Annotated in this window: 17 protein-coding genes; 9 read left to right on the top strand and 8 right to left on the bottom strand. The window is 71.6% G+C overall.

Going from position 1 to position 20,056, the window contains the following annotated elements; genetic code table 11:
• Positions 1-103: 103 nt before the first annotated feature.
• Positions 104-1,267 (bottom strand): ROK family transcriptional regulator, encoded by a 1,164-nt coding sequence (locus tag M1E25_RS19830; protein WP_251417580.1) that lies wholly within the window; start codon positions 1,265-1,267, stop codon positions 104-106.
• A 130-nt stretch (positions 1,268-1,397) separates the two neighbouring features.
• Positions 1,398-2,834, bottom strand: coding sequence for a xylulokinase (gene xylB / locus M1E25_RS19825; RefSeq protein ID WP_251417537.1), 1,437 nt, complete (start codon positions 2,832-2,834; stop codon positions 1,398-1,400).
• Positions 2,835-2,920: 86 nt separating this feature from the next.
• Between xylB and xylA the strand changes: the two genes are divergently transcribed.
• From xylA to M1E25_RS19810, 3 genes are all read left to right on the top strand, one after another.
• Positions 2,921-4,093: a xylose isomerase gene (xylA, locus tag M1E25_RS19820; RefSeq protein ID WP_251417535.1), complete on the top strand. Its 1,173-nt coding sequence runs from the start codon at positions 2,921-2,923 to the stop codon at positions 4,091-4,093.
• A 154-nt stretch (positions 4,094-4,247) separates the two neighbouring features.
• Positions 4,248-4,430, top strand: coding sequence for a tail-anchor membrane protein (locus M1E25_RS19815; RefSeq protein WP_251417532.1), 183 nt, complete (start codon positions 4,248-4,250; stop codon positions 4,428-4,430).
• Positions 4,431-4,467: 37 nt separating this feature from the next.
• A complete protein-coding gene (locus M1E25_RS19810) occupies positions 4,468-5,010 on the top strand; it encodes an MOSC domain-containing protein (RefSeq protein WP_251417530.1) in 543 nt (180 codons plus the stop codon).
• Positions 5,011-5,021: 11 nt separating this feature from the next.
• On the opposite strand, the gene M1E25_RS19805 is transcribed toward M1E25_RS19810, so the two are convergent.
• Both M1E25_RS19805 and M1E25_RS19800 read right to left on the bottom strand, forming a co-directional pair.
• Positions 5,022-6,392, bottom strand: a complete 1,371-nt coding sequence (locus M1E25_RS19805) for a tannase/feruloyl esterase family alpha/beta hydrolase (protein ID WP_251417528.1) — start codon at positions 6,390-6,392, stop codon at positions 5,022-5,024.
• Positions 6,393-6,555: 163 nt separating this feature from the next.
• Entirely contained in the window at positions 6,556-7,353 is a 798-nt protein-coding gene (locus tag M1E25_RS19800; RefSeq protein ID WP_251417525.1) for a hypothetical protein, read from the bottom strand.
• A gap of 354 nt (positions 7,354-7,707) precedes the next feature.
• Between M1E25_RS19800 and M1E25_RS19795 the strand changes: the two genes are divergently transcribed.
• Both M1E25_RS19795 and M1E25_RS19790 read left to right on the top strand, forming a co-directional pair.
• Positions 7,708-8,121 (top strand): roadblock/LC7 domain-containing protein, encoded by a 414-nt coding sequence (locus tag M1E25_RS19795; protein ID WP_251417522.1) that lies wholly within the window; start codon positions 7,708-7,710, stop codon positions 8,119-8,121.
• 124 nt (positions 8,122-8,245) lie between these two features.
• The gene (locus M1E25_RS19790) at positions 8,246-9,103 is read left to right on the top strand and encodes a DUF6397 family protein (RefSeq protein WP_251417520.1); all 858 of its coding nucleotides are present in this window, start codon (positions 8,246-8,248) and stop codon (positions 9,101-9,103) included.
• A 32-nt stretch (positions 9,104-9,135) separates the two neighbouring features.
• On the opposite strand, the gene M1E25_RS19785 is transcribed toward M1E25_RS19790, so the two are convergent.
• The gene (locus M1E25_RS19785; RefSeq protein WP_251417518.1) at positions 9,136-10,020 is read right to left on the bottom strand and encodes an acyl-CoA thioesterase; all 885 of its coding nucleotides are present in this window, start codon (positions 10,018-10,020) and stop codon (positions 9,136-9,138) included.
• 58 nt (positions 10,021-10,078) lie between these two features.
• Complete coding sequence (locus M1E25_RS19780; RefSeq protein WP_251417516.1) at positions 10,079-12,592, bottom strand: DEAD/DEAH box helicase; 2,514 nt, start codon at positions 12,590-12,592, stop codon at positions 10,079-10,081.
• A 136-nt stretch (positions 12,593-12,728) separates the two neighbouring features.
• Here M1E25_RS19780 and M1E25_RS19775 point away from each other — a divergent pair, with 136 nt between their 5' ends.
• Positions 12,729-13,520 (top strand): metal-dependent hydrolase, encoded by a 792-nt coding sequence (locus M1E25_RS19775; protein WP_251417514.1) that lies wholly within the window; start codon positions 12,729-12,731, stop codon positions 13,518-13,520.
• 33 nt (positions 13,521-13,553) lie between these two features.
• Here the strand turns inward: M1E25_RS19775 and M1E25_RS19770 are convergent, their stop codons facing one another.
• A complete protein-coding gene (locus tag M1E25_RS19770) occupies positions 13,554-15,353 on the bottom strand; it encodes an ABC transporter ATP-binding protein (protein ID WP_251417512.1) in 1,800 nt (599 codons plus the stop codon).
• Positions 15,350-17,173: an ABC transporter transmembrane domain-containing protein gene (locus tag M1E25_RS19765; protein ID WP_251417510.1), complete on the bottom strand. Its 1,824-nt coding sequence runs from the start codon at positions 17,171-17,173 to the stop codon at positions 15,350-15,352. Before M1E25_RS19765 ends, M1E25_RS19770 begins: the two co-directional genes overlap by 4 nt.
• A gap of 156 nt (positions 17,174-17,329) precedes the next feature.
• Between M1E25_RS19765 and M1E25_RS19760 the strand changes: the two genes are divergently transcribed.
• The 3 genes from M1E25_RS19760 (at position 17,330) to M1E25_RS19750 (ending at position 20,029) form a co-directional block, all read left to right on the top strand.
• Positions 17,330-18,082, top strand: coding sequence for a L,D-transpeptidase family protein (locus M1E25_RS19760; protein WP_372501155.1), 753 nt, complete (start codon positions 17,330-17,332; stop codon positions 18,080-18,082).
• A 68-nt stretch (positions 18,083-18,150) separates the two neighbouring features.
• A complete protein-coding gene (locus tag M1E25_RS19755) occupies positions 18,151-19,455 on the top strand; it encodes an MFS transporter (protein WP_251417506.1) in 1,305 nt (434 codons plus the stop codon).
• A gap of 151 nt (positions 19,456-19,606) precedes the next feature.
• Positions 19,607-20,029, top strand: a complete 423-nt coding sequence (locus tag M1E25_RS19750; protein ID WP_251417504.1) for a secondary thiamine-phosphate synthase enzyme YjbQ — start codon at positions 19,607-19,609, stop codon at positions 20,027-20,029.
• The last annotated feature ends 27 nt before the right edge of the window (positions 20,030-20,056 follow it).

Genomic DNA, 20,056 nt, shown 5'->3' with positions numbered 1-20,056 from the left:
CCGTGAGTTCGCTCGCGCATGGCAAGCCACCCGGAACACACTACGGGGGACGGGACGGGACGGCCGGCGGCACGGTGAGGCACCCTCGGCGGGCGTACGGCGCTCAACCCGCCGGAGCCCCGGACGCCAGAGGATCGTCCAGCACCGCCCGGACCACCGAGTGCGCCGCGCCGAGCAGCGGACCGCTGCGGCCCAGCCGGGACACCACGAGCCTGCTGCGCGGAAGCTGCAGTCGGCGGCGCAACTCCTCCTCGGCGGCGGGCGCCAGCCATGTGGCGAGCTCGGCGAGGGCACCGCCCAGCACCACGGCCTGCGGGTCGAGGAGCTGGACCGTGGCGGTGAGCGCAATACCCAGTGCCGAGCCCGCGCCGCACAGGGCCTCGAGCACGGCGCGGTCGCCGTCCGAGGCGCTCCGCCGCAGCAGCTCCACCCCCGCTCCGGCCGGAGCGACGACGCCCGCTGCGTGCAGCACCGCGGCTTCACCTGCGTACTGCTCCAGGCAGCCACGACCGCCGCAGCGGCAGGGCAGCCCCTCCGGACGCACCGGCACGTGCCCCAGCTCGCCGGCGAAACCGTGGGCGCCGCGCAGCAGTTCGCCGTCCACGACCACCGCGGCACCGATCCCGATCTCGGCGGAGACGTGCACGAAGTCGGTGAGCCCCGGGCCGTGGCCGCCGATCCACAGCTCGGCCAGCGCTCCGAGGTTCGCTTCGTTGGCGACGGTCATGGGTACCGGTTCCGGGAGGGTCCCGGAGAGGGCGTCGCCGAGGTCCACGGGCGGCCATCCGAGATTCGGGGTCCGTACGACACGCGTCGACCCCCGCTCGACCGGGCCCGGCACGGCGACGCACAGACCGGCCGGGCGCAGCCCACCCGCACCGGCCTCGTCGGCGACCCGTCGCACCAGCCCCGCAAGGCGTCCCAGGACGAGGGAAGGTGAACTGTCCCGGTTCGGCGCGGATTCCTCCGCCTTCACCCGTACCTCGCCGCGCAGGTCGACCGCGCACACGGCGAGGTGGTCCACGCCGATCTCGGCGCCGAGCCCTGCCGGTCCGCGGTCGCTGAGGGCGAGCGCGCTGCCGGGGCGGCCGACGGTGCCGGGCCGGTCCCGGCCCAGCTCCACCAGCAGCTCCGCACCGGCCAGTTCGCCGACGAGCGTGGAGACCGCCGCCCGGGTCAGCCCGACGTGTTCGGCGATCCGGGCGCGGGAGAGCGGGCCGTGGTCGGCGATCGCACGCATGACCATGGACAGATTGCGCTGCCGCATCCCGTGCTGCGTGTTGGGCGCTGCGGACCGCACGGCCGCCTCCTCTCGTCTCGTCGGTGGGACCCTACGGCCAGTGCCGGCCGCGACGCACCGCCAGGTGGACGCCCGCACCGGCGGCCGCGCCGGCGGGTCATCGGGGCGCGAGCAGCGGCTTCGCCCGGTCGAGGGCGGTGGTCAGGCGCTCCACGGCCTCCTCGTCGCGGTCCACGGCGTCGTACTGCGGGCCACGATCGGTCCTCCAGCGCCGGGCGACCGTGGCGGGATCCTCGCCCGACAGCAGCCCCGCTGCCTGGACCGCGGCCCCCAGCGCGACGAGATCCTGCGCCTCGGGCACCAGCACCGGGCGGCCGGACAGGCGCAGCACGGTGTCGCGCCAGGCGCGACCGCGGGCACCGCCGCCGATGAGCAGCAGCGGCCCGGCGGGGTCGGCATCGGCGTCGAGAACCCGTTCCAGGGCGGTCATCAGCGTGTGCACCGCCCCGTCGTATGCGGCCTGCAGGATCTGCCCTGCGGTGGTGTCGTGGCGCAGGCCGGTCAGCAATCCGGACGCGTCGGGCAGGTCGGGTGTCCGTTCACCGTCGAGGAAGGGGAGGGCGACGACCGACCCGCCGGCCTCCACGGCCTCGCGATCGCGTCCCAGCAGTGCGGCGACCCGGTCGACCGCCAGCGTGCAGTTGAGCGTGCAGGCGAGGGGCAGCCAGTCGCCCCGCGCATCCGCGAAGCCGTTGACCGCGCCGGTGGGATCGGCCGGACGCTGCTGCGAGACCGCATAGACGGTTCCGGAGGTGCCCAGGCTGAGAACAGGGCGCCCGGGCCGCAGTCCGAGGCCCAGCGCTGCCGCCATGTTGTCCCCGGTGCCCGCCGCGACGAGGGCGCCGGGCCGCAGGGGCAGGCCGGGCAGCGCCGACCGCACCTCGCCCGCGGGCTCGCCCGGCTCCAGGACCTCGGGCAGCAGGCCCCGGTCGAGGCCGGCGATTCCCAGGATCTCCTCGTCGTAGGATCCGGTCGCGGTCGCCCACCATCCGGTGCCGGAGACGTCGCCGCGGTCGGTCGTGGCCCGGCCGGTGAGCCGTTCCGTCAGGAAGTCGTGGGGCAGCCGCACTCCGGTGGTGGCGCGGGCCGCCTCGGGCTCGTGCTCGGCCAGCCACGCCCACTTCGTCACCGTGAAGGCAGGGGCGGGTACGCTGCCGACCCGTTCGGCCCAGGCCGCCGCACCGCCGAGCCGGCCGAGGAGCCGGTCGCGCTGGGGCGCCGAGCGGACGTCGTTCCACAGCAGGGCGGGCCGCACCGGTGCCCCGCGTCCGTCCAGGGTCACCAGTCCGTGCTGCTGGCCGGCGACCGAGACGGCCACTGCGTCCCGCGCCGCGGGTCCGCACTGCCGGAGCGCCGCCGCCAGGGCCTCCCACCACTGCTCCGGATCGCTCTCCCGGCCGGGCCCGTCACTGACCCGGTGCGGTGCCCGGCCGCGTGCCACGACTTCTCCGGTCCCGGCGTCGACGACCAGCGCGGTGGCCGACTGCGTCGAGCTGTCGACGCCCACCACCAGCGGTCCTGCAGCGTGCGGCATCGTGCGATTCCTCCCACCGGGTTTCCTTCCACTGCCTCGGCATACTAATTTGTCAACGGCCATGACGAAATAGCCGAGGGAGAAGCATGAGCATCCAGCCCGCGCCCGGAGACAAGTTCAGCTTCGGTCTCTGGACCGTCGGATGGCAGGGCCGCGACCCCTTCGGTGACGCGACCCGCCGCGCGCTCGACCCGGTGGAGTCCGTGCACCGTCTCGCGGATCTGGGTGCCTGGGGCGTGACGTTCCACGACGACGACCTCATCCCGTTCGGCGCCTCCGACACCGAACGGGACGCCTGCGTCGACCGTTTCCGCACGGCGCTCGACGCCACCGGCCTCGTCGTGCCGATGGCCACCACCAACCTCTTCACCCACCCCGTGTTCAAGGACGGCGCCTTCACGGCCAACGACCGGGACGTGCGCCGCTACGCCCTGCGCAAGACGATGCGCAACATCGACCTCGCCGCCCGGCTGGGGGCACGGACCTACGTCGCCTGGGGCGGCCGTGAGGGCGCGGAGTCCGGGGCGGCGAAGGACGTACGGGCCGCCCTCGACCGGCTGAAGGAAGCGTTCGACCTGCTGGCCGACCACGTCACCGAGCAGGGCTACGATCTGCGCTTCGCCATCGAGCCCAAGCCGAACGAGCCGCGCGGCGACATCCTGCTGCCCACCGTCGGCCACGCCCTCGCCTTCATCGGCCGCCTGGAGCGTCCCGAGCTGTTCGGGGTGAACCCCGAGGTCGGCCACGAGCAGATGGCCGGGCTCAACTTCCCCCACGGCATCGCCCAGGCCCTCTGGTCGGACAAGCTGTTCCACATCGATCTGAACGGCCAGACGGGCATCAAGTACGACCAGGACCTGCGGTTCGGCGCCGGTGACCTGCGTTCCGCCTTCTGGCTCGTCGACCTCCTGGAGAGCGGCGGCTACGACGGCCCGCGGCACTTCGACTTCAAGCCGCCGCGCACGGAGGACCTCGAGGGAGTCTGGACCTCGGCCGCCGGCTGTATGCGCAACTACCTGCTGCTCAAGCAGCGGGCCCTGGCCTTCCGGTCGGATCCGGCCGTGCAGGAGGCCCTGCGGGCGTCCCGGCTCGACGAGCTGGCACGGCCCACGCTGGCCGAGGGAGAGACGGCCTCGTCGCTGCTGTCGGACCGCAGCGCGTTCGAGGACTTCGACCCGGACGCCGCAGCCGCCCGCGGCATGGCCTTCGAGCAGCTCGACCAGCTGGCCATGGAGCATCTGCTGGGCGCTCGCGGCTGAGCGCCCGGCGCGGCATCATCGAAGACGGCACGGGCGACGTGCGGCGTCGGCGGGGTGCGGCGTCGGCGGGGTGCGGCGGCGGCTCAGGAACTGTGCGACGGGGCCGCCCGTTCACAGGGCAGAAGCGGCGCATGCCGCGAAGGAGGCGTCGGAGATGTCGAACGGGACGAAGGTCGCTGTCGCGGGTGTGGCACTGGGAGTGATCCTCATGGCGACGCTCGGTTTCTGGTGGGGTCTGCTCGTGATGGTGGGCGTCCCGGCTGCCGCATATCTGCTGCTCGACCCCTCGCAGCGCCGTAGGCTGCGCAGGACCGGCCGCAAGCAGATCGGCCGCTGAGACGGTCCGGCCCGGGGCCGGTGACGGGGGACGACGCATGCACGGCAGCGTGACGGCGGTCAGCCGCAGCGGCGAGCACGGCTTCAGCAAGCAGACCAGGCCGTCCATCCGGCTGCTCGCCGGGCTCGGCGTGGAGGGCGACGCGCACCTGGGCGTGACGGTGCAGCACCTCTCGCGGGTGCGGCAGGACCCGGCACAGCCCAATCTGCGGCAGGTCCATCTGATCGCCACGGAGCTCCTGGAGGAGGTCCGGGTCAAGGGCTACGCCGTCGCGCCCGGCCAGCTCGGCGAGAACGTGACAACGACCGGCCTCGATCTGCTCGGCCTGCCGACCGGAACCCGGCTGCGCCTCGGCGCCGAGGCCGTGGTCGAGGTCACCGGGCTGCGCAACCCCTGTGCGCAGATCGACGGTTTCCGGAAGGGCCTGCTGAAGGAGGTCGTGCACCGGGACGAGGCGGGGGACGTGAGGCGCAAGGCGGGCGTCATGGCCGTCGTCGTGGACGGGGGAGAGGTGCGGCCCGGTGACCCGGTCACCGTCGAGTTGCCCGCCGAACCGCACCGTCCCCTCGAACGCGTCTGACGCCGGCGGCGTCAGCGCAGCGGGCAGGAGTTCACCGGATCGCCCTCTGCGGGCCGGGGCACCGTACGGTCGGCCGGTGGCGGGGTGCCACGTTCGACCCAGCCGGTGAGCGCGTCGAACGCCGTGCGGTAACAGGGCAGGATCGGCCGCAACCGGTCCGGGCGGGTGTCGTACAGCCCGTCGACGTGAGTGCCTCCCTCGATCGTGTAGTAGCGGTGGAGGTGGTCGCGTTTCCGGGCGGCGATCATGTCGTCGTAGACATCCGAGTCGGCGGCCCTCGGCAGCAGTGCGTCCAGGTCGCCGTGCAGCGTGATCATGGGCTTGCCGATCCTGCCCGTGAGGGCGATGCGTTCGACCGCTCGGTGCACCGATCGCGGGCGGGAGGCGTAGTCGTAGTCGGCGTCCGACGCGCAGGGGGCCAGGATCTCCTCCGTCGAGCTGCCGGCGGATGCCCCCGGGCAGCCACGGTCGTACGACGGGTCGAGCTCCGCCCGGTAGATCTTCTGGGTCACGCCCCAGTAGGCCTTCTCGTGATAGGGCCACAGGAAGTCCGAACGCGGGTCGAATCCCGCCGCGACCAGGTCGTCGTCCGAGGCCCTGCCCAGGGAACGCGCCACTGCCGTCGGCAGCGACGTGAGCAGGTTCGGACCGTCGGCGGTCCAGAGTGCGCCCTCCCAGTCCACGCCGCCGTCGTAGAGCCCGGGGTGGTTCTCCAGTTGCCAGCGGGTCAGGTAGCCGCCGTTCGAGATTCCGGTCATGTAGGTGCGGCGGGGCGCGTGCCCGTACGTGCGGGTCACTGCGGCCCGCGCCGCCCGCGTCAGTTGGGTCGTACGGCGGTTCCACTCGGCGATCGCGTCACCGGGCCGGTCGCCGTCCCGGTAGAAGTCGGGGCCGCTGTTGCCCTTGTCCGTCGCCGCGTAGGCGAACCCCCGCGCCAGAACCTGATCCGAGATCAGCGCGTCCGTGGAGTACTGCTTGCGGTTGCCCGGCGCTCCGGTGACGACCAGCCCGCCGTTCCAGTGGTCGGGCAGGCGGATCACGAACTGGGCGTCGTGGTTCCAGCCGTGGGTCTTGTTGAACCCGGAGGTGTCGGCGAAGTAGCCGTCGATCTGAACCCCCGGCACCCCCCGCGGCTGGATGGTGCCCTTCGCCGCGAGCCCCGCCTGATCGGCAGGATCCGTGTACTCCGTGCCGGCGAGCCCCGCCGTCGTCAGATCCTCCAGGCATGCGGAACGCTGGTGTGCCGCATGGGGGACGTGCACCTGCCGGCCCGCGCAGTGCTCACCGGCCGGGGGAGTGGGAGGGTCCGCCGCGGCCGAGCCCGGCACGGTCAGAGCGATCAGAAGAGCGGCAGCAAGGGGTAGTTGCCGGCGTAGTCGCATGAACGGTCGTCCTCCGGGGTCGCGAATCGGACAAGGCGGTCCTGGTACGACCACATTGTCCGATTGCGCGGTCCGGCCGGCCATGGGAGCGCCGCACACATGCCTGCACCGTGCACCGTGTCGCCGGCACGCATACGGCAACTCCCCTCCGTCGAAAAGGTGTTCAGGCAGCCGGACGGACCGCCAGTTCGTCGAGGGACTCCAGCAGTTTGGGCAGCTCCGGGCCGCGCCCCACGGTCAGCACCTCGCCCGGCTCGTCGTCCAGCAGCACGAACGCGATGTCGTCGGTGCGGGCGACCATGCTCCACCCCGGGCCGTCGACGCGCAGCGTGCGCGCACCTCCGGAGGCGAACGCCGAGCGGATGCGGCCGGGCGGAGGGGGAGACTCCAGGTAGCCGCGGGCATCCTCGAGAACCCGGCTGATGCTCGGGTTCGGCTGCTGCCCGGACTCGACGAACTCGACCTCGTTGTCCACCTGTTCGCGCCATACCGCCCACTGCAGGGCGATCTCGTCGGCGCCCAGACGCCGCTGCGCGGAACCCCAGGTCTCCGCGTCCGGCGGGGTGAGCGGCGGACGGTTCTCGCCGCCCGGCTCGGGCCGGGGATCATGCGGATCCGGAATGCCGGGCGTCGCCACGGCCAGCGCGAGCGGCCAACCGGGAAGGGCGTCCACCACGCTGCGCTCGTCCGGCGACAGGTCGTACTCCATGCCGCAGTCCCAGGCGGCCAGGGCGCAGGCGACGAGTGTCACGTCCTCGATCACGACGGTCCATCGTGCGCCCTCGCCGTCCTGCCCCAGGACCAGGCCGTATCCCTCGGCGTAGGGCTCCAGGCCCAGCGCCGAGCATGCTTCCGGATAGTCGTCGCCGAGCACGCTCGGGAACTGCGCCGGAGTCAGCAGCACCGCTGTCAGTACGAAGAGTGCATCGTCGGTGCGTTCGGCGTTATCAGTCGAGGTCACGGCCCCTCCCCATCGATCAGTTGTGCGGGAACACTAGCCAGTGGCCGCCGCGTAGTCGAGCCTTCCCGGTCGGGTGGAACGGGCTGCTGGGTGTCCGGCAGCCGATTCCACTGTGAAACACCCCAGTCGGGGTGTTCGGCGGCGGGTCCCGTCCGGCGATCGGGGATGTCCCCTCGGCCCAGGGAAAGACCGGCGCAGGGTCGGCAAGCCGCACGAGACGTTCCTGTGCCCGGCCGGAACGTTGCCTCCGCAAGACCGTTCGCGAGCCACTGGCCGGGAGAGGCGGGTTGCCCCAGGGGTCCGTGTGGGACACGCTGGGGTGAGCTGCGGGAAATCGCCGAACGGGGAGGCTGAATGGGGCTCGGCAAGGGACTCGGCTGGCTGCTCGACGACCTGACGAAGCGGGACTCGTACATCCGGCACGCACTGCTCCTGTCCGACGACGGACTGGTCACCGCGTCCGACTCCGAACTCGCCCGCGAGGACGCGGAACACCTCGCCGCCGTTTCCTCGGGACTGCACAGTCTGGCGGGTGGCACCGGACGCCACTTCGACGCCGGACGCGTGCGGCAGACCGTGATCGAATTCGAAGGTGCGCTGCTGCTCGTGTCGGCTGCCGGTGAGGGCAGTTGCCTGTGTCTGCTCACGCATGCGGAGGCGGACGTCGGCCAGGTCGCCTATGAGATGACGCTGCTCGTCAACCGGGTGGGCGACCACCTCGCGGTCCAGGCGCGCCGGGGTCAGGAATCCGGCGCTCCCGGGGCCTGAACGGCCCGTCCGCTGCCCGCGCGGAGCAGCCGTCCAAGTTGTCCACAGGCTCGGCCGGCTGACGCCTGCCCCCGTTATCGTCGTCACGGAAAGTGATCGTACGGTTGTGGAGGGGATCGGTGTCATGGCGGTGGAGATGAGGGTGCGCAGTGCGGTGGCCGGCGGCGACCCGTCGGTGTCGCTGATGAGCGCTGCGGGTGAACTGGGACTGAAGCGGGGGCAACTCGACCTCGCTGTGCTGCTGGAGGAGATCCGCACCGTGCCGTCGGGGCGCGGCCGGAGAGTGCCGGTCGAGGAGATCGAGCGGTTGCGCGCGGCCGAGGGCTTCCCCGGATCCCTGACCGAACGGCTGCGGGTGGTGGGGACGGCCCAGGGGGCGGCACTGATGGGTACCGGCCCCGCCCGCTTCGCCCGGCTCGCCCGGGTGGGCTGTTTCAGTCCCGTGAGGTTCTCAGTCAACCGGTACCGGGCCGTTGTCTGGGTCTACCGGGCGGTCGAGCTGAAGAGGTTCGCCGAGTGCCACCCGCAGTTGCTCACGGGACGGACCCCCCGTGCGATGCGCGGGATGCTGGAGGCGGGGGAGGACTGGCGTGCCAGGAACTGGCGGAGCCGCCGCATGGGCCAGCTCGTGCGCCAGACGGACGACCCCTGGGAACGCGCGGCGGTGTCGGCAGCCGTGCTCGGCGGGGACGAACTCGCCCAGGTCGTCGAGGACCCGGGCGAGCGGGCCCATCTGCGCCGGCTGCGGCCCGCCCTGATCGACGTGGGTGCCCGTGTCCCGGCGTCGCGGCGGATGATCGAGCAGGTGATCAGGGCCGACGATCCGGATGAGCTGCTCTGGCACCGGATCAGTCTCGGGCTCTGCCTGGACGATGCGAGGGAGTCCCGTCCGGCGCCCTGGCTCGAGACACCCGGCGCCGGCCGGAGGCGGGCTTCGCGAAGGCCGGCCGCCACAGCCGGCCCGGCCGGGCGGCGGCGATGACCGCGCAGGGCCCGGGCCGGTCGACGGCTGCGTCAGCCGTTTTCCGGGGTGGACCCGGCATGCGGGCGGAAGAGCCCCTCCTGCATCACCGACACCAGCAGCCTTCCCTCGCGGTCGAAGATCTGACCCCGCGCCAGTCCTCGAGCCCCCGTCGCAATGGGCGACTCCTGCTGGTACAGGAACCACTCGTCCGCCCGGAACGCACGGTGGAACCACATCGCATGGTCGAGCGAGGCGATGTCGAACCCCCGGGACCCCCACAGGGGTTCGATGGGTACGCGTACCGCGTCGAGCAGCATCATGTCGCTGGCGTAGGTGAGTGCGCAGGTGTGCACCAGGGGGTCGTCCCCGAGTGTCCCCATCGCCCGCATCCACACAGCGCTGCGTGGCTGCGCGGCCTCGACCTGCTCCTTCGTCCAGCGGAGCCGCTCCACGTAACGGATGTCGAAGGCCTGACGCCGGGCCATGCGCTCGAGGGCCTCGGGCAGGACCCCGAGATGGTCGCGGATCTCGTCGACCAGCCGGGGCAGGCCCTCCGGGCCCGGCACCGACGGCATCGGCAGCTGCTGCTCGATGCCCGGCTCGGGCCGATGGAAGGAGGCCGTCAGGTTGAAGATGGTCCGGCCCTGCTGCACCGCGACCACCCGGCGGGTCGTGAAGGACCGGCCGTCGCGCACCCGTTCCACCTGGTAGACGATCGGTACGCCGGGGCGTCCCGGCCGCAGGAAGTACGCGTGCAGCGAATGCACGGGCCGTTTCCCGTCCGTCGTCCGTCCGGCCGCCACCAGAGCCTGGCCGGCGACCTGGCCTCCGAAGACGCGCTGCAGGGACTCGTCCGGGCTGCGCCCCCGGAAGATGTTCTCCTCGATCCGCTCCAGGTCGAGCAGATCAACCAGACGTTCCGCCGGACTGGTCATCGCCGGCCCTCCTCACTCTCGGCCCGGGAAGCATGCGTCGGAACCACGGGACGTCCCCTCAGAGCCGGCCGACCGACGTGACCCGGACCACCGCCCGGCCCTCCTCGTCGGAGGCGGCGAGATCCACCTCGGCGCTGATGCCCCAGTCGTGGTCCTCGGCCGGGTCGGCGAAGGTCTGGCGGACCTTCCACAGGCCGTGTTCGGGCTGCTCCTCGATCTGCAACAGCTTGGGTCCCCGGGCATCCGGACCGGTGCCGAGGTCGTCGTACTCGTCCCAGTAGCCGTCCATGGCCTCCCCCCAGGCGTCCTCGTCCCACCCCGTTTCCTTGTCCATCTCGCCGAGCTCGGCCACCTTGTCCAGGGCGGCCAGTTCGACGCGGCGGAACATCGCGTTGCGGACGAGCACCCGGAAGGCCCGGGGATTGGACGTGACCGGCTTGACGTCGTCGGCCCGCTCCCGGGCTTCCTCCGCGGTCTCCTCCTCCGGATTCGCCAGCTGCTCCCACTCGTCGAGCAGGCTGGAGTCGACCTGCCGCACCATCTCGCCCAGCCAGGCCGTCAGGTCCTGGAAGTCCTCGGACTTGAGGTCGTCCGGCACGGTGTGCTCCAGGGCCTTGTAGGCGCTGGCCAGGTAGCGCAGCACGATGCCCTCGGTGCGAGCCAGCTCGTAGTACGAGGTGAACTCGGTGAAGGTCATGGCCCGTTCGTACATGTCGCGAATGACGGACTTCGGGGAGAGCGGGTGGTCGCCGACCCAGGGATGGCTGGTGCGGTAGACCCCGTAGGCGTGCAGCAGCAGCTCCTCCAGCGGCTTGGGATGGGTGACGTCCTGGAGGCGCTCCATGCGCTCCTCGTACTCGAGTCCGTCCGCCTTCATCTGCTGGACCGCTTCGCCGCGCGCCTTGTTCTGCTGGGCGGCGAGGATCTGCCGCGGGTCGTCGAGCGTGGACTCGACCACGGACACCATGTCCAGCGCGTACGAGGGGGACTCGGGGTCGAGCAGGTCGAACGTGGCCAGGGCGAACGTCGACAACGGCTGGTTCAGTGCGAAGTCGGACTGGAGGTCGACCGTCAGCCGGACGATGCGGCCCTCCTCATCCGGGGTGTCGAGCTGTTCGACGACGCCGCCCGCGAGCAGAGAACGGTAGATCGCGATGGCCCGGCGGATGTGGCGCAGCTGGGACCTGCGGTCCTCGTGGTTGTCCTCGAGCAGGTGCCGCATGGCGTCGAAGGCGTTGCCGGGCCGGGCGATGACGGACAGCAGCATCGCGTGCGTGACGCGGAAGCGGGAGTTCAACGGCTCGGGGTCGGAGCCGATGAGCTTCTCGAAAGTGTTCTGCCCCCAGGAGACGAACCCTTCAGGGGCCTTCTTGCGGACGACCTTCCGCCGCTTCTTCGGGTCGTCACCCGCTTTCGCCAGGGCTTTCTCGTTCTCGATGACGTGTTCGGGCGCCTGGGCGACGACGAAGCCCGAAGTGTCGAACCCTGCCCGGCCCGCCCGGCCGGCGATCTGGTGGAACTCCCGGGCGCGCAGAGTACGCACCCGGGTGCCGTCGTACTTCGTCAGCGCCGTGAACAGCACCGTGCGAATGGGCACGTTGACGCCGACGCCGAGCGTGTCCGTACCGCAGATGACCTTCAGCAGGCCCGCCTGGGCCAGCCGTTCCACCAGCCGCCGGTACTTGGGCAGCATGCCGGCGTGGTGCACGCCGATGCCGTGACGCACGAAGCGGGACAGGTTCCGGCCGAACCTCGTGGTGAAGCGGAAGTTGCCGATCAGCGAGGCGATCTCGTCCTTCTCGGCGCGGGTGCACATGTTGATGCTCATCAGTGCCTGGGCCCGCTCCACCGCAGCGGCCTGCGTGAAGTGCACGATGTACACCGGGGCCTGCCGGGTCTCCAGGAGTTCCGTCAGCGTCTCGGTCAGCGGAGTCGTCACGTACTCGTAGGACAGCGGAACGGGCCGGGTGGCGGATCGCACGACCGACGTCGGGCGACCGGTGCGCCGGGTGAGGTCCTCCTCGAACCGGGTCACGTCCCCGAGCGTCGCCGACATCAGAATGAACTGCGCCTGGGGGAGTTCCAGCAGCGGGATCTGCCAGGCCCACCCGCGGTCGGGCTCCGCGTAGAAGTGGAACTCGTCCATGACCACCTGGCCGATGTCCGCGTTCCTGCCGTCCCGCAGCGCGATGGACGCCAGGACCTCGGCGGTGCAGCAGATGACTGGGGCGTCGGCGTTCACCGACGCGTCGCCGGTCAGCATGCCGACGTTCTCGGTGCCGAACAGTTTGCACAGGTCGAAGAACTTCTCCGACACCAGCGCCTTGATCGGCGCCGTGTAGAAGGTGACCTGGTCCTTGGCCAGCGCGGTGAAGTGGGCGCCGGCGGCGACCAGGCTCTTGCCCGAGCCGGTGGGGGTGGACAGGATGACGTTCGCCCCCGAGACCACCTCGATCAGCGCCTCTTCCTGGGCCGGGTAGAGAGCGATGCCCTGCCCCTCGGCCCAGGTCGAGAAGGCGTCGAAAAGGGCATCGGGGTCGGCGGCGTTCGGGAGATGATCGATGAGGGTCACGCCCTCCATACTGCCTGCCTTCCGGTCCGACCCGGGAACCGGCCGGACGAGCGAAGATCACATGACGCTACGCTGTGTCGCCGATGCGTCATCAGGCGACCGTGCGAACGCACGGCACACAAGGGGGGCAACAGACATGATGGGACCGGCGCACTCGCTGTCGGGAGCCGCGGGCTGGCTGGGGGTGGGGGCTCTCGCGACCGCCGCAGGCCATCCGATGCCCTGGCCCGTACTCGTCGCGGGGGCCTTCATCTGCGCCGGTGCCGCCCTGGCACCCGACCTCGACCACAAGGCCGCGACGATATCCCGGTCCTTCGGGCCGATATCGAAGACCCTGTGCGAGGTGACCGACAAGCTGTCCTTCGCCGTCTACAAGGCCACCAGGATGCCTGCCGACTCGCGGCGCACCGGTGGTCACCGCACGCTCACCCACACCTGGCTGTGGGCGGTCCTGGTCGGCCTGGGCGCCTCCGTCCTCGCGGTGTTCGGCGGCCGGTGGGCCGTGCTGTTCATCCTCTTCGTGCACATGGTGCTCGCCGTCGAGGGGCTGCTGTGGCGTGCGGCCCGGGTCTCCAGCGACATCCTCGTCTGGCTGCTGGGAGGGACCAGCGCCTGGATCCTCGCCGACTTCCTGGCCGAGCCCGGGAAAGGCGCCGACTGGCTGTTCACCGCCCCCGGCCAGGAGTACCTCTGGCTCGGCCTCCCCATCGTGCTCGGCGCTCTGATCCACGACATCGGCGATGCCCTGACGGTCTCCGGCTGTCCGATCCTGTGGCCCATACCGGTGCGCCGCAAGCGCTGGTACCCGGTCGGGCCGCCCAAGCCCATGCGTTTCCGGGCCGGCAGCTGGGTCGAGCTCAAGGTTCTGATGCCGGTCTTCATGCTGCTCGGCGGCGCGTGCGGGCTCGGGGCCCTCGGGATCCTCTGACCGACCCCCCGTCCCGACCGACCGGACGACCGGTCAGCCGTGCCAGGAACGCCAGAGCGCCGCATAGGCACCGTCCGCGGCGACGAGTTCGTGGTGGCTGCCCAGCTCGCTGATCCGGCCGTCCTCCACCACGGCGATGAGGTCCGCGTCGTGCGCCGTGTTCAGCCGGTGCGCGATCGCCACCACGGTCCGTCCGTCCAGGACCCGGGCCAGCGAGCGCTCGAGGTGGCGTGCCGCCCTCGGATCCAGCAGTGAGGTGGCCTCGTCCAGGACCAGGGTGTGCGGATCGGCCAGTACCAGGCGGGCCAGGGCCACCTGCTGTGCCTGGGCCGGTGTCAGCGCGTGGGCCCCGGATCCGACCTCGGTGTCGAGACCGTCGGTGAGCCCCTCGGCCCAGCCCGCCGCATCCACCGCGCTCAGCGCACTCCACAGCCGGGTGTCGTCCGCCGCCGGCCGCGCCAGCAGCAGGTTGTCGCGCAGCGTGCCCACGAACACGTGATGCTCCTGGTTCACCAGAGCGACGTGCTCGCGCACCCGCTCCGCAGGCATCCGCGACAGATGCGCTCCGCCGAGCGTGACCTCCCCGGTGCGGGGCGCGTAGATCCCGGCGAGCAGCCGTCCGAGCGTCGACTTCCCCGCACCGGACGGGCCGACCAGCGCCAGCCGGGTACCGGGCCGTACGTCCAGTGACACCCCGTGCAGGACGTCGCTGTTGTGCCGGTAGCCGAAGCGGACATCCCCTGCCCGCATGTCCCGCCCGTCGGGGTGCACGCTGTCGTCGGCGCCGTCGGTGGGGACCTCGTGCACCCCCACCAGACGCGCGAGCGAGACCTGCGCCACCTGGAGCTCGTCGTACCAGCGCAGAATCAGGCCGACCGGCTCGAACAGCATCTGCGACAGCAGCGCCCCCGTCGTCAGCTCGCCGACCGTCATCCAGCCCTGCAGCACGCACACCCCGCCGACCATGAGCACCCCGCCGAGCACGAGCATGTTGGAGACGTTGACCGCGGGGAACAGCACCGAGCGCAGCCAGAGCGTGTAGCGCTCCCACGCGGTCCACTCGCGGATCCGCTGTTCGGACAGGGCGACCCGCCACGGCCCCAGGCGGTGCGCTTCGACGGTCCGGCCCGCGTCCACGGTCTCGGCCAGGGCAGCCGCGACCGCCGCATATCCGGCGGCCTCCGCCCGGTAGCCGCCCGGTGCCCGCCGGTAGTACCACCGGCAGGCGGCCACCAGCACCGGCAGCGCCGCCAGAACCGCCACCAGCAGCGGCGGTGCCGTGACTGCCAGCCCGCCGAGGAGCAGGACGGCCCACACCACTCCGATGGCCAGTTGAGGTACGGCCTGGCGCATGGCTTCCGCTAGACGGTCGACATCGGTGGTGATCCGGGACAGCAGATCTCCCGTGCCGGCACGCTCGAGCACGCCCGGGGGCAGATCGACCGCGCGGACCAGGAAGTCCTCGCGCAGATCGGCCAGCATCTCCTCGCCGAGCATCGCGCCGCGCAGGTGCACCAGGCGCTCGAAGAGGGTGTGGACGCACAGGGCGGCGACGAACAGCGCGGCCGTCCGTTCCGGATGGAGGTCCGCGGCGCCCTCGGTCAGCGACTCCACCAGGCCGCCCAGCAGGTAGGGACCGGCCATGGAGGCGACGATCGCGACGACGTTCACGCCGACGAGAAGCGCGAAGGCCCGCCGGTTGCGCTCCAGGAGGTGGCGTACGTACCTCCGCACGGTCGCCGGTGTGCCCACCGGAAGCGTCGAGGCCGTCGTGGGGGAAGCAGGATCGTACGCCGGAGGGGCGACCCCGATCGTCCTGCCGGTTCCGGTCATGACGCCTCCCCGTCCTGTGCCGCGCCTGCGACCGCCGCCGACGGGATGGCGCTGTGCGAAGGCTTCGATTCCGCTTCCGTCTCCCGGGCGACGACGGCACGGTAGGCGGGATGACCCTGCATCAGCTCGCGGTGCGTCCCGGTCGCCGCGACCCTGCCCGCGGGCACGAACACCACGTGGTCGGACCGGTCCAGGAGCAGCGGGCTCGAAGTGAACACCACGGTGGTGCGCCCGGTCCGGAGCGTGCGCAGGCCCTCCGCGATGGCGGCCTCGGTGTGCGAGTCGACGGCGGACGTCGGCTCGTCCAGGACCAGAACCTCCGGATCGGTGACGAGGGAACGCGCCAGTGCCAGGCGCTGCCGCTGGCCACCCGACAGGGAACGGCCCCGCTCGGTGATCCACGTCCGCATGGGGTCGCCGGATGCCTCCGCGGACGCCTGGGCCAGCGACTCCAGCACGTCGCCGCACCGTGCGGCGGCCAGGGCGTCCTCCGCGCCGACCGCACCGGAGGAGGGTACGTCGAGGAGTTCCGCGAGCGTCCCCGACAGCAGCACCGGGTCCTTGTCCTGGACGAGGACCGCGGCACGCGCCGCATCCAGTGGCAGCGTGTCCAGCGCCACCCCGCCCAACAGCACCGAGGGTTCGGCCGACTCGTCCGCCCGGCGGGAGGCGTGGCCGCCGAGCCGTCCGGCCAGCCGCCCGGCCGCATCGGGGTCGCCGCACACCACCGCGGTCAGACGCCCGGACGCGGCTCGCAGCCCGGTCACGGGGTCCTCGAGGTCGCCCGCCGGCACCCGACCCGTGCACTGCCTCGGGCCGCGTGCCACGCGCTCGAGCGCGAGCACACGCGCCGCACGCTTCGCCGACGGGCGGGAGAACGAGTACGCCATCGCGATCTCAGAGAAGTGCCGCAACGGCATCAGCAGGAATGCCACCGCGCCGTACACCGTCACGAGGTCGCCGACCGTGATGCGCCCCGCGCGGGCCAGCCCCACGCCGTGGAGGACGATCACGATCAGCAGCAGCCCCGGCACGGCCACCTGGACGGCCTTGATCAGCGCCCACATCCGGGCGCTGCGCACCGCGGCCCGGCGCACCTCCTGCGACGCCGCCCGGTACCGGGCCAGGAACAGTTCCTCGCCGCCGATCCCGCGCAGGACCCGCAGGCCCGCCACCGTGTCCGAGGCCAGCTCCGTCGCCCGGCCGGCCTTCTCGCGCTGCTCGTCGGCCCGTCGGGTGGCAGGCGGCAACAGCGGCAGGACGACCACGGCCATGACCGGGACCCCGACGGCGACCATCGTCCCGAGCGCGGGCTGGTACACGACCAGGCCCGTGCACACCGCAAGGGTGACGAGCACCGCAGCGGTGAACCGGGACAGGGCCTCCACGAACCAGCCGATCTTCTCCACATCGCCTGTCGAGACCGCGGTGATCTCACCGGCCGCAACCTGGCGGGTCAGCGTGGAGCCCAGTTCGGCGCTCTTGCGCGCCAGCAGCTGCTGCACCCGGGCGGCAGCGGTGATCCAGTTCGTGACGGACGTGCGGTGCAGCATGGTGTCACCGACGGCGATGGCGGCAGCCGCACCGGCCAAAAACACTCCTGCCAGGGCCAGTCGGCCGGCGGAGCGTTCTGCGACGCCCTGCACCGCCAGGCCGACCACGAACGGAACGAGCGCGACACCGGACATGTACGCCGTCCCCCACAACAGGGACTTGAGCTGTCCGGCCCACTGGTGTCTGCCCAGCCACCACAGGAACCGCGGGCCCGAGCGGACGTCCGGGACACCGGGATCGGGGAAAGGGAGATCGCTGATGCGCATGATGTCCCACAGGGGGTCTCGGGATTGAGGTGAAAGGTTCGCCCTGCGGGCACAGCCGGTTCAACCGGTTTTTCGGGTGCCGGGCGTGGGACTCCGGCGGGAACGGTCCGGAAAGGAGTCCGGGCACTGTGGGACCGACGACCGGCCGGTGCGAAGATGGCAGGCATGGGAACACCGGGTTTCGTGCGGACAGCCGTTGTCGTCACCGCCGGGATGGCACTCCTCACGGGCTGCGGCCTCGCGGACGGTTCCGGGAACAGGAGTTCGGCCGGGCGTGACGGCAGCGGGGTGCACACCACCCGGACACCCGCCCCCGGCACGGACCTGAAGAGGATCCCCGGGGTGAGGGCCGGCCTCCTCGCTCACATCCCGGAGACGTCGCGCCAGGTCGTCACCGTGCACGGCGAGGGCGTGAACTCCGCGGATTCCCGGGTCTCCCTCTACACCCGGCACGGCGACACCTGGGACCGTACGCGCACCTGGGCGGCGCACAACGGCAAGCGGGGCTGGACCACGCGTCACCGGGAGGGCGACAAACGCAGTCCGGTGGGTGTGTTCGGTCTCTCCGACGCGGGCGGCGTCCTCGCGCCCCCGTCCGGCACGGGTCTGCCGTACCACCGATCGGGCGGTTTCGCCGCTCCCCGGTCCTGGCCCCGGACGCACTGGCACGACTTCGACTACGTCATCGCCATCGACTACAACCGCGTCACCGGGCGCTCACCCGCCGACCCGGCCCGGCCCCAGGGCCAGGAGAGGGGCGGAAGCATCTGGCTCCACCTCGACCACGGCAGCGGCACGTCCGGTTGCGTGAGCCTGTCGAAGCCGGCCATGACGTACCTGCTGCGCACTCTCGAACCCGCTGCGAAACCGGTCGTGGTGATGGGTGACGGGAAGCATCTCCGGGGCTGACGCCTCCCCCCGCAACGGTTCGTCTCGGACGCGTGTGCGGCCCAGGTTCCCGGGGGAGCCCAAGGGACATGACGAACACCGAACCCCGGCCCGCGGGCAGTTCCGCCGGACCCGGGCCCACCGCATCCCAGGGCCGCCAGCTCTCTGCCGCATCGGTCGGCAACGCCGTCGAATGGTATGACTGGTACGCCTATTCCTTCCTCGCCGTCTACTTCGCCGACCAGATCTTCCCCGAGGGCGCCGGTAGCTCCCTCGTGCCGCTGCTGTCCACCTTCGCCGTCTTCGCCGTGGGCTTCTTCATGCGTCCTGTCGGCGGACTGCTGATGGGCGCGGTCGCCGACCGTCACGGCCGGCGCGCGGCACTGACCGTGACGATCCTGCTGATGGGCGGCGGAAGCCTGCTCGTCGCCGTGACCCCCACCTACGCCACGGCGGGAATCCTGGCCCCCGTCGTGCTGGTGGTCGCCCGACTCGTCCAAGGCCTGTCCGTCGGCGGTGAGTTCGCCGCCTCCACCACTTTTCTCGTCGAGTCCGCGGGCGAAGGCCGCCGTGGCCTGTTCTCCAGCTTCCAGTACGTCTCGACCACGGTCGGACAGCTCATCGCCTCCGGTCTCGCCGCACTGCTCGCCGCATCCCTGACCACCGGTCAGATGAGCAGCTGGGGGTGGCGCATCCCCTTCCTCGTCGGCGCGTTGCTCAGCCTGGCCGGCTTCTGGATCCGCCGCGGAGCCCAGGAGACACGCAGCCGCGAGCAGCAGGAGGCCGCCCGCCCGGGCATCTTCGACGCGCTGCGCCGCCACCCCCGCCAGTCGCTGCTGATCTGTGGGATCACCACCGGCGGCACCATTGCCTATTACACCTGGACCGCGTACCTGCCCACCTACGCCACGGTCAACGCGGGCTTCGACAAGGGCCAGGCGCTCACGGTCGGGACGATATCCCTCGCCTTCTTCGCCCTGCTCCAGCCGCTGGGCGGGATGCTCTCCGACCGGATCGGCCGCAAGCCGATGCTGATCGGATTCGCCCTGGGCTTCGCCCTCCTTGCCGTGCCCATGCTGCAGTTGGTGACCGACGCGTTCTGGTCGCTGCTCCTCGTGCAGTGCGCCGGCATGGTGCTGCTGACGGGATACACCTCGGTGGCCGCTGCGATCAATGCGGAGATCTTCCCGGCCCGGGTGCGTGCCGCCGGCATCGGCTTCCCCTACTCGCTGACGGTGGCGCTGTTCGGCGGCACTGCCCCGTACGTCGGAACGTGGTTCAAGCAGGCGGGGCATCCGGACCTGTTCCCCTGGTACGTGGCGGCGCTGTGCCTGGTCTCCTTCTGCGTGTACCTGACGCTTCCGGAGACCGCGAAGAAGCCCTTGGAGCGGTGAGGGCGGACGTGGCGACGTCCCCGAAGCCCGCCAGCGGGCGCGTCGCCACGGGGCCACGGCCGACCGGCCACCGGCGGCGGGTGCAGCGCGAACCACGGACACACGTACCGCGCCTGTACACCGGGGTGCGCTCGTACGTCAGACTGGAGGCATGCCCGACGCCTTCGCCACCCGGACCCTCGACATCGCGACCGGCGCATCCGAGACGGTGCACGACCTGACCGGTTCCTGCGTCGCTTTCCTCCGTGAGGTCGCCGATGGCCGTGACGGCCTGCTGAACGTCTTCGTCCCGCACGCCACGGCCGGAATCGCGATCATCGAGACCGGAGCCGGCAGCGACGATGACCTTCTCGACGCGTTGCAGACGCTGCTGCCCGCGGACGATCGCTGGCGGCACCGCCACGGCAGTGCAGGGCACGGCCGGGACCACGTGCTGCCGGCCATCGTCCCCCCGCACGCGACCCTCCCCGTGATCAGCGGCCGGCTGGAACTCGGCACCTGGCAGTCCGTGTGCCTCGTGGACACCAACAGGGACAATGCCAACCGTCAGGTGCGGCTGTCGTTTCTCGGGTAGCGGTCGCGAGCGCGGCAATCGGGCGGC

It is taken from the genome of Streptomyces meridianus (assembly GCF_023703325.1).
GTDB lineage: Bacteria > Actinomycetota > Actinomycetes > Streptomycetales > Streptomycetaceae > Streptomyces > Streptomyces meridianus.
Note: the sequence above shows the minus strand (reverse complement) of the source record. Positions and strands in the feature narration are given on the sequence as shown.